The organism is Vibrio sp. Y176 (assembly GCF_033438945.1).
The window spans coordinates 21,203-35,012 of the sequence record NZ_JAWOQS010000007.1 but is presented as its reverse complement, the minus strand read 5'-3'; the positions used below and the strand labels follow the sequence as shown (position 1 = coordinate 35,012).

At 45.3% G+C, this 13,810-nt stretch carries 12 protein-coding genes; 6 read left to right on the top strand and 6 right to left on the bottom strand.

Annotation, left to right across the window (positions count from 1 at the left end; all coding sequences use genetic code 11):
- Position 1 precedes the first annotated feature (1 nt).
- Positions 2–778, top strand: coding sequence for a Zn-ribbon-containing protein (locus R7O13_RS17520; RefSeq protein WP_158157279.1), 777 nt, complete (start codon positions 2–4; stop codon positions 776–778).
- Between the two features lie 126 nt (positions 779–904).
- On the opposite strand, the gene R7O13_RS17515 is transcribed toward R7O13_RS17520, so the two are convergent.
- From R7O13_RS17515 to metN, 3 genes are read right to left on the bottom strand one after another with little or no spacing between them, the layout of a single operon-like run.
- On the bottom strand, positions 905–1,714 hold the full coding sequence (locus tag R7O13_RS17515; protein WP_005381966.1) for a MetQ/NlpA family lipoprotein: 810 nt from the start codon (positions 1,712–1,714) through the stop codon (positions 905–907).
- Positions 1,715–1,746: 32 nt separating this feature from the next.
- Positions 1,747–2,424: a methionine ABC transporter permease gene (locus R7O13_RS17510; RefSeq protein WP_005383604.1), complete on the bottom strand. Its 678-nt coding sequence runs from the start codon at positions 2,422–2,424 to the stop codon at positions 1,747–1,749.
- Positions 2,414–3,448: a methionine ABC transporter ATP-binding protein MetN gene (gene metN / locus R7O13_RS17505; protein ID WP_005381962.1), complete on the bottom strand. Its 1,035-nt coding sequence runs from the start codon at positions 3,446–3,448 to the stop codon at positions 2,414–2,416. The genes R7O13_RS17510 and metN overlap by 11 nt, the downstream gene beginning before the upstream one ends.
- A gap of 341 nt (positions 3,449–3,789) precedes the next feature.
- Here metN and gmhB point away from each other — a divergent pair, with 341 nt between their 5' ends.
- The 4 genes from gmhB (at position 3,790) to treC (ending at position 8,737) form a co-directional block, all read left to right on the top strand.
- A complete protein-coding gene (gene gmhB / locus R7O13_RS17500) occupies positions 3,790–4,341 on the top strand; it encodes a D-glycero-beta-D-manno-heptose 1,7-bisphosphate 7-phosphatase (protein WP_005381961.1) in 552 nt (183 codons plus the stop codon).
- Positions 4,342–4,415: 74 nt separating this feature from the next.
- Positions 4,416–5,363: a trehalose operon repressor TreR gene (gene treR, locus R7O13_RS17495; protein WP_256900435.1), complete on the top strand. Its 948-nt coding sequence runs from the start codon at positions 4,416–4,418 to the stop codon at positions 5,361–5,363.
- 176 nt (positions 5,364–5,539) lie between these two features.
- Positions 5,540–6,964 (top strand): PTS trehalose transporter subunit IIBC, encoded by a 1,425-nt coding sequence (treB, locus tag R7O13_RS17490; RefSeq protein WP_005381959.1) that lies wholly within the window; start codon positions 5,540–5,542, stop codon positions 6,962–6,964.
- A gap of 87 nt (positions 6,965–7,051) precedes the next feature.
- Positions 7,052–8,737: an alpha,alpha-phosphotrehalase gene (gene treC, locus R7O13_RS17485; protein WP_318304340.1), complete on the top strand. Its 1,686-nt coding sequence runs from the start codon at positions 7,052–7,054 to the stop codon at positions 8,735–8,737.
- A gap of 89 nt (positions 8,738–8,826) precedes the next feature.
- On the opposite strand, the gene R7O13_RS17480 is transcribed toward treC, so the two are convergent.
- The 3 genes from R7O13_RS17480 to R7O13_RS17470 all read right to left on the bottom strand — a co-directional run bounded on the left by R7O13_RS17480 (position 8,827) and on the right by R7O13_RS17470 (position 12,068).
- A complete protein-coding gene (locus R7O13_RS17480) occupies positions 8,827–9,723 on the bottom strand; it encodes a hypothetical protein (protein WP_213964611.1) in 897 nt (298 codons plus the stop codon).
- 131 nt (positions 9,724–9,854) lie between these two features.
- Positions 9,855–11,375: a winged helix-turn-helix domain-containing protein gene (locus R7O13_RS17475; RefSeq protein WP_213880559.1), complete on the bottom strand. Its 1,521-nt coding sequence runs from the start codon at positions 11,373–11,375 to the stop codon at positions 9,855–9,857.
- A gap of 90 nt (positions 11,376–11,465) precedes the next feature.
- Positions 11,466–12,068, bottom strand: coding sequence for a YitT family protein (locus tag R7O13_RS17470; RefSeq protein WP_017635671.1), 603 nt, complete (start codon positions 12,066–12,068; stop codon positions 11,466–11,468).
- A gap of 347 nt (positions 12,069–12,415) precedes the next feature.
- Here R7O13_RS17470 and glyA point away from each other — a divergent pair, with 347 nt between their 5' ends.
- Positions 12,416–13,666 (top strand): serine hydroxymethyltransferase, encoded by a 1,251-nt coding sequence (gene glyA / locus R7O13_RS17465; RefSeq protein ID WP_005381985.1) that lies wholly within the window; start codon positions 12,416–12,418, stop codon positions 13,664–13,666.
- Positions 13,667–13,810: the final 144 nt, after the last annotated feature.

Sequence of the window (13,810 nt, the reverse complement as noted above, 5' to 3'; positions counted from 1 at the left end):
TATGTATGTTGTTGAGTTGCAGTTTGAGTGTTTTGATAACACCACCGTCAGCGCGGTAGACAAAGCCATTAATGGCTTGATGGATGCTCTGCGTTACAACGGCCAAGTATTAGGTCGTGAATTTCCGATAGTGATGGGAGAAGGTGAATTTTTCGTTCGTGTTGTTTGCCCAGAACAAGACAGCTTGCATCCACGTTATCACTCAGATTTCGTCAAAGTGTGCATGAACCGTTTGTCGGATGCGTCTTTGCTTGCTCCGAAAATGCGTATGCTGGGGCGTGATTTGAATTCAGAACAAGCAGCCGAAAAAGAGACACCTAGCTGGCAAGTGTTGTACACGACTTATGTTCATACGTGTTCGCCTTTGCGAAGTGGTGAAACCCTGTTGCCAATTCCTTTGTATCGTAATGAGCCAACACTTAATGGAGACCATAAAGCCGTCATTAAGTGGCAGACTGAGTGGCAAGCGTGTGATGAAATCCAAATGGCAGGGGGTTGCCGAGCGGAACATGCGGCGCTGCACGAAATTTGCGATGTGGATAGTGTGCTGTTTCGCCGAGGTTGGGACTTACGTGGCCGTATCGAATACATCACGAAGATCCCTACGTACTATTACCAGTATCGTGTCGGTGGTCAGTCGCTGGAGAGCGAGAAAGCGCGCAAGTGTCCAAAATGCGATGGCGAGTGGCTACTCGATGAGCCACTACATGACATATTTCATTTTAAGTGTGATGACTGCCGAATCGTTTCCAACATCTCTTGGGACCATCTTAAGTAGCGAATTGAAGCTACTTAAATGGGTAGATAGACAAATAGAAAGGGCTGATGTTTTCACATCAGCCCTTTTGTGTTTAGAACGTTTATGTTTAGAACGTTGTTTTCAGTCATGTTTTGAAAAGTGGGATTACCAACCTTTCACAACACCGCCTTTGAACAGCTCTTTTGCCGCTTCGTAAACTTCTTCCGTTTGGTAAGCTTTTACGAAGTTTTGTACGTTTTGCGCATTAACATTTTCTTCGCGAGCGACAATTAGGTTTACGTATGGTGAGTCTTTATCTTCAACGAACACGCCGTCACGCTCTGGCGATAGGTCGATAGAGCTTGCGTAAGTGGTGTTGATGATAGATAGCGTTACGTCATCCAGTGAACGCGGAAGCTGTGGGGCTTCTAGTTCAATGATTTCGATATTTTTAGGGTTGCCTACGATGTCACGTACTGTAGCGAGTAGACCAACGCCATCACGTAGCGTAATCAAACCTTGTTGCTCAAGAAGCAGTAGTGAGCGACCTAGGTTAGTTGGGTCGTTTGGTACTGCGATGCGTGCGCCATCTTGAATTTCATCAATTGATTTTACTTGCTTTGAGTAACCAGCAATAGGGTAAACGAATGAGTTACCCGCGATAGCCAGTTTGTAGCCGCGGTCTTTCACTTGTTGGTCTAGGTATGGTTTGTGCTGGAACGCATTCGCGTCTACTGAGCCATCATCCAGAGCGGCGTTTGGTGTTACGTAATCGGTAAATGTTACTAGCTCAACGTCTAGGTTGTATTTCTCTTTTGCTACTTTAGCGGCAACTTCGGCTACTTGTGCTTCAGCACCAGCAATAACGCCAACTTTTACTTTGTTTACGTCTACTTCTTTGTCGCCGCAACCCGCTAGAGCAAGAGCAGAGGCGGCCGTTGCTACAGTCAAAAGACCTTTAAGGCTAAATTTCATCTTTATCTCCTTATAATTTGTATTTTTGATGCTTATCTGTGGTCTACACGGCGCACCACTGCGTCACCGATAGACTGAATAATCTGTACTAGAACAATCAACATCACGACAGTCACGGCCATGATAGTTACATCGTAGCGGTGGAAACCGTAACGGATGGCTACGTCGCCTAGGCCGCCGCCGCCTACCGTACCCGCCATAGCTGAGTAGCTAACGAGAGTGACCAAGGTAATCGTTACTGAGTTAACAATAGTCGGCATTGCTTCAGGTAGTAGAACTTTTGTGATGATCTGTGTTGGAGTCGCCCCCATTGACTGCGCGGCTTCCACCAAGCCTGTCGGTACTTCTAATAAAGCACCTTCAATAAGACGAGCGACAAAAGGAATGGCGCCAATAGTCAGTGGGACGATTGCTGCGGTTGTACCGATAAAGGTTCCAACTAGCATTTTTGTCACTGGAATAATCGCAACCATCAGTACGAGGAATGGCACAGAACGACCAATGTTAACGATAGCGCCTAAGCCGCTATTTAGTTTGGTGTTTTCAAGTAGGCCGCCTTTCTTGGTAATATGGAGGATTACGCCTAATGGAATACCCACAGCAAAGCCGACTAATCCGGCAACCGCAACCATGTAAAGCGTTTCCCACGTTGCACCTAAAAGTAGTTTGCTGTTTAAGCTCAGCCATTCAGAAATCGTATTAAAGGACATAACCAAGTACCTCTACTTTTACGTTGTGCTTACGCAGGTATTCAAGAGCTGCGTTGTCATCTTCTTCATTACCAAATAGCTCTGCGACCATCATGCCGAATTTCACGCCACCAGCGTAATCAAGGTCGGAACTCAAAATACTCACATCAATATTGTATTTACGAGAAATTTGCGACATTAACGGTGCATCGACGGTTGCGCCAGTAAACTCTAAGCGAACCAACGGGTAGCTGCCATCAACACGCTCTGCTTGCAGACGTGCTTGGTAATCTTCAGGAATGGAAAGATCCAGCGTTGAGCGAATGAATTGGTGCGCTAGCTCTGTCTTAGGGTGCGCAAAAATATCGCCAACGGTGCCTTTTTCCACCAGCTCACCACCACCGATGATTGCTACTTCGTGACAGATACTTTTTACGACTTCCATTTCGTGAGTGATAAGTAAAATCGTGATGTTGAGTTTGCGGTTGATCTCTTTCAATAACTCAAGGATAGATTGAGTTGTTGCCGGGTCTAGTGCACTAGTGGCCTCATCACAAAGCAGCACGCTAGGATCGGATGCCAATGCACGAGCAATTGCCACACGCTGTTTTTGTCCGCCACTTAAGTTAGATGGGTAGCTCTCGTGTTTGTCGGCTAAGCCTACAAGCTTTAGCAACTCAGTTACTTTTGTTGTGATTTGCGATTTGTCTTTACCTGCCAGTTCTAGGGGTAATGCCACATTATCAAACACAGTACGAGACGAAAGCAGGTTAAAGTGCTGGAAGATCATGCCAATGTTACGGCGTGTTTCGACTAGTTGTTTTTTACTGAGTTTGGTTAGATCTACACCATCAACGATGATGGAACCAGAGGTCGGTGCTTCTAGCATGTTGACACAGCGAATCAGCGTACTTTTACCAGCACCTGATGAACCGATAACACCAAAGATGGTGCCTTTGTCGATGTGTAGGTTAATGTCTTTCAGGGCAAGGATTTCCTTACTGCCTTGGTAGAACACTTTATTGACGTTTTTTATTTCTATCATGTTTCAACCTGCCCAAAGATACGGGGAACTTCGCTGTCAAAAACGGCCTTTGACAGAACTTAATGTTGAGCTTTATCTCAATTTTCAGTTGATGCTATGGGTTAAGCAGAATGAAGTCAATAGATATTTTTACGTCTAGACGTCTAAATGTATGGATGTTCTGTTTTGAAACGAAGATGTATAGATAACAAGCAGGAGGTAGACGGCGGGGCACCCTCAGATTTACCGATTCTTGCCCAACAAATCAACCGTTTTGTCGAGGCCTAGAATGAATTAGATAGTGTTGAAGTTTATAAGGTATGTAATAATCTGATTAAACCGAGTTAATAGAGAAATACGTTTTGGCAAAACCTGCTGTTTTTATCGATCGTGATGGCGTGATAAACGTTGACCACGGCTACGTTCATGACGAACATGATTTTGAGTACATTGATGGTGTATTTGAAGCGACGAAAGCGCTAAAAGATAAAGGCTACCTTCTAGTGTTAGTGACGAATCAATCGGGCATCGCACGCGGTAAATTCAGTGAAGACCGTTTCTTGTCTCTGACTCAATGGATGGATTGGAACTTTGCTGATAATGGTGTTGAGTTCGATGGTATCTATTACTGTCCACATCATCCAGAACATGGCATTGGCGAGTACAAGCAAGATTGTGAGTGCCGTAAGCCAAAACCAGGCATGTTCATTTCTGCGCGTGACTTCTTGAAGATCGACATGGAGAAATCTGTGATGATCGGCGATAAAGCTGAAGACATGATGGCAGCAGAAGCGGCAGGCGTTGGCACTAAGATTTTGGTTCGCACTGGTAAGCCAGTAACGGAACAGGGCGAAGCCATTGCAACGGTAGTATTAGATAGCATTGCAGATGTGCCTGCGTACTTAAACAAGTAATCTTAATTACTGACTGAGATAAGGGAAGCCACTGCTTCCCTTTTGTTTGATTCCTTCTTTTAATCTGAACACTTATGAGCAAAAAACTCACCATTCTTGATATCGCAAAATTGGCAGGCGTGGGCAAATCGACAGTAAGCCGTGTGCTTACTAACGATCCAAAAGTGAAACCCCAAACGCGAGAGAAGGTTGAGCAAATCATTCGTGAATCTGGTTATGTGCCGTCCAAATCTGCGCAATCAATGCGTGGCGGCAGCCAAAAAGTTATTGGGGTTATCATCTCCCGTTTAGATTCACCATCAGAAAATCGCGCCGTTGGTACCATGCTCAATGCTTTGTATTCCGCTGGTTATGATGCGGTGATCATGGAGAGCCAATTCGATCGCGATAAAACCAATGAACATTTGGATGTGCTTAAACGTCGCAACGTCGATGGGGTGATCGTGTTTGGCTTTACTGGATGTGATGAGCGAGCATTGACGGAGTGGGGGAACCGTATCGTCGTGATCGCGATGGACACGCAAATGGTTTCCTCGATCAACTACGATAACCAAGGTGTGATAGACATGGCTTTGTCTCACCTTGAGCAGCAATCTTTATCTCGCATTGCTTATATTGGTGTTGATCCTGAAGACAAAACCACTGGCTTAGCTCGTCTAAATGCTTATAAAGCTTGGTGTCAACGCAAGCAAATTGCACCTTGTTTCCAAACGGGTAAGTTGAGCCATGAAAGTGCTTATCAGTTGGTAGACAAAGTCCTTCAATCTGATACTCAGGCCATCGTGTGCGCCAGTGACACTATCGCGTTGGGCGTGATTAAGCGTCTTCAAGAGTTAGGCCGTGAAGACGTGGTTGTGACAGGTGTTGGTGGTAATGAATTGCTCTCTTTCCTTTTCCCTAAAGTATTTAGTGTCGACCCAGGTTATACCCTTGCAGGTGAGAAGTCCGCTAACATGCTGATCAATCAATTAAATGGTGATGAGGAAGTGGTTCACTTTACTCAACAGCCTATCGTTTGTTAATCCACACTAAAACGATCTGCTCTAAAATTATACTGTGATCATTCTCAATTAATGGGACTGTTCCCATTTTGTTTTTTGTCTTCGAATGGCAATATTAAAATTAAGAAATGGGAATGTTCCCATTTATAAAAACAAAATGATGAATCGAATGTATCCAATACAGGGTGGACAAAGTTATGAGTAAGATTGCGCGTAAAGACGTGGAGCGTCTTATTGAGCTGGTCGGGGGGCCGGACAATATTGCCAGTGTAAGTCACTGTTTAACTCGCTTGCGTTTTGTTCTAAATGATACGGACAAAGCAGATACGAAACAGTTAGAAGCATTACCGATGGTGAAGGGCTGTTTTACCAACGCAGGCCAGTTCCAAGTGGTTATCGGTACTGAAGTGGATGAAGTTTACAAGGTACTGATCGGACTGACGGGTAAAAGTGAAGCCAGCAAAGACGAAGCGAAGAACGCTGCTCGTCAAAACATGAATATCGTTGAGCGTGGTATTTCCCACCTTGCAGAAATCTTTGTACCACTGCTACCTGCGATCATTACCGGTGGTCTTATTCTTGGCTTCCGTAACGTGATTGGCGACATCAAGATGTTTGATGGTCAAACGCTAACGGAAATCAGCCAGTTTTGGGCAACGGTACACTCTTTCTTATGGCTGATTGGTGAGGCGATCTTCTTCTTCCTACCGGTTGGCGTGTGTTGGTCGACAGTGAAAAAGCTCGGCGGTACTCCGATTCTGGGTATCACGCTTGGTGTGACATTGGTTTCGCCGCAGTTGATGAACGCCTACCTGATTGGTAAGCAAGTACCTGAAGTGTGGGACTTTGGCTTATTCGCCATCGAGAAAGTGGGCTATCAGGCGCAAGTGATTCCAGCAATGCTTGCTGGTATGGCTCTGGCGTTTATTGAAACCAACTTAAAACGCATCATTCCGTCTTACCTTTACCTAGTGGTCGTGCCGTTTGTCTCAATCATTGTGTCTGTGATTCTTGCGCACTCTATCATTGGTCCATTCGGTCGTATGTTGGGTGACGGCGTTGCTTTCGCAGCAAAAGCAGCCATGACGGGTGACTTCGCAATGATTGGCTCAACCATCTTCGGCTTCCTATACGCGCCATTGGTCATTACTGGTATTCACCACACTACCAACGCGGTAGACCTTCAACTGATGCAAGAGCTAGGCGGTACGCCAATTTGGCCTCTGATTGCACTTTCAAACATTGCTCAAGCGTCTGCGGTCGTCGGCATCATTATCATCAGTAAAAAACACGGCGAGCGTGATATCTCAGTGCCTGCGGCTATCTCTGCTTACCTTGGCGTGACTGAACCGGCGATGTACGGCATCAACTTGAAATACAAGTTCCCAATGCTGAGCGCGATGATCGGTAGTGCGTGTGCTGCTGCTATTTGTGGTAGTGCGGGCGTAATGGCGAACGGTATCGGTGTGGGCGGTTTGCCGGGCATCTTGTCTATCCAACCGCAGTTCTGGGGCATTTTTGCTTTGGCTATGTTAGTCGCAATGCTGGTACCTGCTGCATTAACGTTAATTCTTTATAAGCGTGCACAAGCCAAAGGTGAGCTTGAGCCTGCAAACGCGTAATTCTATTTGAGGCAGTGACTTGGCTGCCTCCTCCTATTTTTCTTTTCAAATTTTAAGTTTCCGATTACTGGTAAGTGAGTGTTAGAAATGGCTATGACCAAGCATGATGAGAGCTGGTGGAAAACCGCAACCATCTATCAAATTTACCCAAAAAGCTTTTGTGACAGTGGCAGTAAAGGCACGGGCGACATCAAAGGGATCATTTCTAAGCTGGATTATCTTAAGCATCTTGGTGTGGATGCGATTTGGCTGACGCCGGTTTACCAATCGCCAATGATCGACAACGGTTATGACATCTCCGATTACTACTCGATCAATCCACAGTTCGGCACTATGGAAGATTTCGATACTTTGCTAGCAGAAGCGCATCAGTTGGGCATTCGTATCATCATGGACATTGTAGTGAACCACACGTCGACAGAACACAAGTGGTTCCAATCCGCACTGGGTGATAAAAACAGCCCATACCGTGATTACTACATCTGGAAAGATCCGGTAGATGGTGCTGAACCAAACAACTGGCAATCAAAGTTTGGTGGCAACGCTTGGGCGCTGGATGAAAAAACAGGCCAGTACTATTTGCACCTTTTTGCTAAAGAGCAAGCGGACTTAAACTGGGAAAACCCAGTAGTGCGTGAAGAAGTGAAAGAAGTCATCAGCTTCTGGGCAGAAAAAGGAGTGGATGGTTTCCGTCTCGACGTTATCAACCTGATTTCCAAGCAGCAAGATTTTCCAAGTGACGATATTGGTGATGGTCGTCGTTTCTACACGGATGGTCCACGTGTGCACGAATACCTTCAAGAGATTAGCGAATCTGTGTTTCAAAAATACGGCAGCGTGACGGTGGGTGAAATGTCTTCCACTACGCTAGAGCACTGCCAGCAATATTCTTCGCTAGACGGCAAAGAGCTATCCATGGTGTTCAACTTCCATCATCTGAAAGTCGATTATCCAAATGGTGAAAAATGGACCAAAGCGCCGTTTGATTTCATTCAGTTAAAACAGATCTTCAATCATTGGCAAACGGGCTTAAATGGCAAAGGGTGGGGGGCGCTGTTCTGGTGTAACCACGACCAGCCACGCGTTGTGAGCCGATTAGGTAACGACGAGCAATACCGTGTTGAATCTGCCAAGATGCTTGCGGCATCAGTGCACATGATGCAAGGCACACCTTATGTTTACCAGGGGGAAGAGATCGGCATGACCAACCCGGATTATACCGAAATCAGCCAATATCGTGATGTTGAAAGTACTAACATGTACGACATCATGGTCAACCGTGATGGTGTATCTCATGACGATATGATGGCGATCTTGGCACAGAAGTCGCGTGATAACTCACGTACACCAATGCAATGGAACAGTGCAAAACACGCGGGCTTTACTGAGGGCACGCCTTGGCTTGAAGTGGCGAAGAATTACACTGAAATCAATGCTGAAGCTGCGGTTGCCGATTTAAACTCGGTGTTCTACTTTTACAAGCGTCTGATTGAACTGCGTAAACAGGTTCCAGTCATCACCGATGGCCGTTATGAAGATTTACTGCCAGAGCACAAACGTATTTTCGCTTACGCTCGTCAGAACGATAAGCAAACGCTGCTGTGTATCAATAACTACTACGCTGAAGAGGTGGAATGCGTTCTGCCAGAACGTTTTGATATGAGTAAAGCGAAAAACTTGTTATCTAACTATCAAAACTCAGCGAGCGCAGTCGCGTCAAACCATCAAGTGTTACGACCTTACGAAACTCGTATTTTGTTGATAGAAGAATAAACTCGGGTGTCATCACCCCTAGGATTGATATTCGAGATGAAGGCTTTGGTGTGCTCCCCAAAGCCTTCTTTTATTGAGATATCTCTAGCTTATTTTGTTTCAATCGCTGTTAGCTGCACTTTCTCTTCGTTGATTTGTACTTGTTGTACTTTCTGCAGTTCAATTTGTTCTATCAGACCTAAGCTCGGATTAAACCAACGTTCTGCCGAAGTGGCGAACTCCATTGAGTCCATGTCATCACAGTTTAGGTTGTAGATGTTCTCTTCCATCAGGTATGCCGCTTCAATTTTCTTGCCTGAGATCGAGAACGATTTACGCACGCCAGTTTCTCGGATTTGCTGTTGCCAAACCACTTGGCAAGATGCTGTCATAGGAAGGTTTTGTACCCACTCATGCTCTTCAAAACGGTCTAGAAGGTTGTGAACTGCGTAGCCTGTAAGAGTGGTTTGCAGAGACATAGTTTCTTCACCGATGTCAATATTCGGGCTTTTCTCTTTTACGTCGTCACCGTTTAGGCGGAAAATCGGACCGCTGTGCATAAGCATGGCAATAAACTGATGACCAATGAAATAAGCGTCAGTAATTTCATGGAGTGCACCATCTGATCCTGCAAAGTAAAGCGTATTGCTCTCGTCGTCGTTGTACTGCTCGTCTGAATAGTAGAACTGTTCGGCGCCGTAGTTCACCAAGTCATTAACCAACTGGACCATTGCCTCGCTGTTTGGGATTTGTGCCAATGCTGCCAATATTTGCTCGCTATCCATCGCTTGGAAGCTCAGTTTCATGTCGCCCTCTGGTTGGCCATCCAAGCTAAACGAATAGCTCAATTGTGTGTTTGGTACAGGAGCGAAAATGGAGTTGTGAATCGAGACGTCGAAACTTTCTTGAGGCACTTTGTTTGGATTCGCACTGCCAGAAGACGAACCTCCGCCACAGCCGTAAAGAGCCAGAGTTGCTGCTGCGATAAGCGTCATTTTGTTTAGCATGGTTTACATTCCTGATTGATAAGGCCGCTTCATGTTGGGCCGTTGCTTGAATGCGAGCATGCTAAGTTCAGTGAGAGAAAAAGGGCAAAAAACAAAAGATAACAGGGGTTAATGAAAGCTTAATTTTATATTTAGGTCTTTGTTTTATTTGGAGTTATTTCGTTGGCCACATTAGTGCAATACTCGTTAATGAGAGCTTTCCATCGGCTTATGATTTCTTGATCGGTCACACTAACATGCAACGTTTTCCACGGTTGGAGGCAAGTCTCTTTTGATTCAGATTGAGAAAGACGCTCAAACAAGGTTTCGGAAGGTAAAACGCGCAGCAGCGCCACCAGTGATTCCATGTAGTTGAGACGGAACTGTTCAAGTTTGTTCTGCTTATAAGCAATGTGAGACACAAAGGTATAAATCAGTGCGTTTTGGATACGTGAGTCGCCATCTGGTGTCGTTAACAGAGCTTTTGCCCTGTCTAAGTTACCTAATTTGAAATGCAATAGACCTAACCAGAGGCTCAGCTCATCTGGCAAAACATCAAACGACGATTGTACTTGAGTTAAATACGCTTCCAGCTTTTGATGTTCGTGCTCGTATAAGGCGAGATGTCTTGCCGTTGTTATAGCCGCAAACTCATCAGATTGTCGGAGAGGTTGGCTAGAAAAGGCATTCTCGAATAACATTTTTTTGTGAATATCCGAAAGCTGCCACGTACTTGCCGAAGGTGCAGGCAGATTGAAGTATTGCGCGACATCCGAGTGCATTTGGAAAATATCCGATTGTAGGTCAGATAAACGCAGTGTGTACTCATTGCGAAACGCCAGCTTGCCCGTCGCAGGATAAATAAGGTTCATCTGCGCTTTCAAGATGCCCTGTTTTGCGCCGTCTTTTAACTCGATATTGAGCTCGTAGTCGCTGGTCTGCATGTTTCGTGCGCCAGGGAAATATGGCGTATGACCGATAGGATCAAGAAAGTAACTGGGAGCATCTTGGTTGGCGATGTCGGTGTATGGATATTCGACCTGTTGTTGCAGCAAGATGGCTTTGACCAGTATGCGGTACTTTCGCGCCTGAGAGCCGATTGAATCGACACGTTTGAGTAGTAGCTCGACTTTGGGAATCAGTAGTTGATGACGTGTTTGTTGTGTTGAGATTTCTTGGCGTTGCCATAACAAGCTTGCGAGCGTCACGCTACAAACTGCAAGTATGGCACACAAGCTATAAGCAAAAATTAGCTTGAAGTTCTTACGGTTCGCAACTTGAGCTGTAATAGCACGTCGATGGTTTTTCTCTGGTGGCACTAAACGGATATTCGCTGGGTTTAGAAAGTAACCTTTGCGAGGATAAGTGACCAAGAGCTTAGTCGCATCGTACTCGGGGAGATGCTGTTGTAGCAGCGCACGTAAGGTGCTAATGCGGTTAGTGAGTACATTCTTAGAGATGAATTTGCTCTGCCAAATGGTTTCGATAATGGTATCGGCAGAGAGCGGATGTCCCACGCTTGTTAGCAGCAGTTCTAATAATTCAATGGTGCGAGGTTCAAGATCAATCGCGATAGCATCTTGATGAAGGGTCTGTGTCTTCGGGTTATAGATCAGCTCTCCAATCGCAATACAACTGTGAGTCTGTTTAGCTTGTTGCAGAAAGTCGCGCATACCGTACCGATCTATTTGGAAATCGCGAAGTATTATATAGCGATTGGAGCGCGAAATCTTATAAATCGCGCTTCAATCATTATCAAAAATTTATGAACCGTAGGTCACGGAATAGCGGTGCGGTTTGTGGTTCATCGCTAACACGAGATTGAGTGCAAACGCCCCCAAAATTGAAAGGCCAATCACTTCTGGTGTGACAAAGAAGAATGAAGCAAACAGGATACATGCATCGATTGCCATTTGGCTTTTGCCAACTGAAATGCCAAATTTGTCTTGGATAAACAAACACAGCACGTTAAAGCCACCCAAGCTGGAGCGATGTCGGAATAGGATCAGCATACCGAGCCCCATTAAAAGCCCGCCTGCGACGGCGCAATAAACTTCATTTACCGATTCGAGCGAGATTAGCAAATAAAGATGATCGGCAAAGATAGAAACCAACGCGCCAGAAATGGCACTATTAATGGCGAAATGACGGCCGAAGCGTTTCCATGCTAGTAAGTAAAAAGGACTGTTTGCTAAAAAGTACAGCACACCAAAGGTAAAAGGTGTAAATTGGCTAATAAGCAGAGCCAATCCAGTCGTGCCTCCCGTTAGAAGGTTAGCGGATTGGAGAAAGAAAACGCCTTGAGCTACTAAAAAGGTACCCGTGAGAATCGCTATCCAGTCTTCTTTTAATGAGTGTTTTTCCATCAATGTTGCAGTCATTAGTGATAAATAAGGCGTGCATAGTAGTAAAAAGATGATCTTTTCGGTAGCTAGAGGGTAAAATTTACGGTAAACCTATGTAATTGCTGTTTTACAGGGTGTAAAGCACAAATTTGACAGGCAATAGATTGTCGTTATGCGATTGCAATGTTGGCATGGTAAACATTGCTTGTCATCATGAAAAAACTGCATGAGAAAAATTGTAAATTTCTCTTTATGACCTAAATCAAATTATGTAGAATGCGCGCCATTAGGGTGACGAAAACGTTTGCGTCGGGTCATTCAACAGTTTTTTTGCAACTTTCAGTACTAATCTGAGTCAGGAGATACAGATGCTTAAGCGTGATATGAACATCGCAGATTACGATGCGGAACTGTTCGCAGCTATCCAGGAAGAAACTCTTCGCCAGGAAGAACACATTGAACTTATCGCTTCTGAAAACTACACAAGCCCACGTGTAATGGAAGCGCAAGGTTCTCAGCTAACGAACAAATACGCTGAAGGCTACCCAGGTAAGCGTTACTACGGCGGTTGTGAGTACGTAGATAAAGCTGAAGCACTAGCAATTGAGCGTGCATGCCAACTATTTGGTTGTGAGTACGCTAACGTACAGCCTCACTCAGGTTCTCAAGCAAACAGCGCAGTTTACATGGCGCTTCTTAACCCTGGCGATACAGTTTTAGGCATGAGCCTAGCACACGGTGGTCACCTAACTCACGGTTCACCAGTAAACTTCTCGGGTAAGCACTACAACGTTATCCCTTACGGTATCGATGAAGCTGGTCAAATCAACTACGACGAGATGGAACAGCTAGCACTTGAACACAAACCTAAGATGATCATCGGTGGTTTCTCTGCTTACTCGCAAATCGTTGATTGGAAACGCATGCGTGAAATCGCTGACAAAGCAGGTGCTTACTTATTTGTTGATATGGCGCACGTAGCTGGTCTTATCGCCGCCGGTGAATACCCAACACCAGTACCGCATGCTCACGTGGTAACAACAACGACGCACAAAACACTAGCAGGTCCTCGCGGTGGTCTTATCTTGTCAAATGCTGGCGAAGATATGTACAAGAAATTGAACTCAGCAGTGTTCCCTGGTGGTCAAGGTGGCCCTCTAATGCACGTTATCGCTGGTAAAGCAGTAGCGTTCAAAGAAGCGATGGAGCCAGAGTTCAAAGCTTATCAAGCTCGCGTAGTGAAAAACGCAAAAGCAATGGTTGGTCAGTTCCAAGAGCGTGGCTACAAAATCGTATCTAACGGTACAGAAAACCACTTGTTCCTTGTTGACCTAATCGACAAAGATATCACTGGTAAAGACGCAGACGCGGCACTAGGTGCAGCAAACATCACTGTAAACAAGAACTCAGTACCAAATGACCCACGCAGCCCATTCGTAACGTCTGGTATCCGTGTAGGTACGCCAGCGATCACTCGCCGTGGCTTCACTGAAGAAGATGCAAAAGAGCTAGCAAACTGGATGTGTGACGTTCTAGATAACATCGGCAACGAAGAAGTTATCGAAGCGACTAAACAGAAAGTGCTCGAAATTTGTAAGCGTCTACCGGTTTACGCCTAACTATTCTTCATAGAATGAGTCAATTTCGGTGTCGAACATACTCACTTGCTCGCGCAAACTCCGTGTGTTCTCCTAGAACTCGACTCATCTATTTTGAACATTGATATACTAAAGGTCCTCAATTGAGGGCCTTTTTGTTTGTCT

What these genes read in the sequence shown, in the direction of transcription:
- R7O13_RS17520 (WP_158157279.1), top strand. Translation starts at nt 2, where the DNA reads ATGTATGTTGTTGAGTTGCAGTTTGAGTGTTTTGATAACACCACCGTC.
- R7O13_RS17515 (WP_005381966.1), bottom strand. Translation starts at nt 1,714, where the DNA reads ATGAAATTTAGCCTTAAAGGTCTTTTGACTGTAGCAACGGCCGCCTCT.
- R7O13_RS17510 (WP_005383604.1), bottom strand. Translation starts at nt 2,424, where the DNA reads ATGTCCTTTAATACGATTTCTGAATGGCTGAGCTTAAACAGCAAACTA.
- metN (WP_005381962.1), bottom strand. Translation starts at nt 3,448, where the DNA reads ATGATAGAAATAAAAAACGTCAATAAAGTGTTCTACCAAGGCAGTAAG.
- treR (WP_256900435.1), top strand. Translation starts at nt 4,416, where the DNA reads ATGAGCAAAAAACTCACCATTCTTGATATCGCAAAATTGGCAGGCGTG.
- treB (WP_005381959.1), top strand. Translation starts at nt 5,540, where the DNA reads ATGAGTAAGATTGCGCGTAAAGACGTGGAGCGTCTTATTGAGCTGGTC.
- treC (WP_318304340.1), top strand. Translation starts at nt 7,052, where the DNA reads ATGGCTATGACCAAGCATGATGAGAGCTGGTGGAAAACCGCAACCATC.
- R7O13_RS17480 (WP_213964611.1), bottom strand. Translation starts at nt 9,723, where the DNA reads ATGCTAAACAAAATGACGCTTATCGCAGCAGCAACTCTGGCTCTTTAC.
- R7O13_RS17475 (WP_213880559.1), bottom strand. Translation starts at nt 11,375, where the DNA reads ATGCGCGACTTTCTGCAACAAGCTAAACAGACTCACAGTTGTATTGCG.
- R7O13_RS17470 (WP_017635671.1), bottom strand. Translation starts at nt 12,068, where the DNA reads ATGGAAAAACACTCATTAAAAGAAGACTGGATAGCGATTCTCACGGGT.
- glyA (WP_005381985.1), top strand. Translation starts at nt 12,416, where the DNA reads ATGCTTAAGCGTGATATGAACATCGCAGATTACGATGCGGAACTGTTC.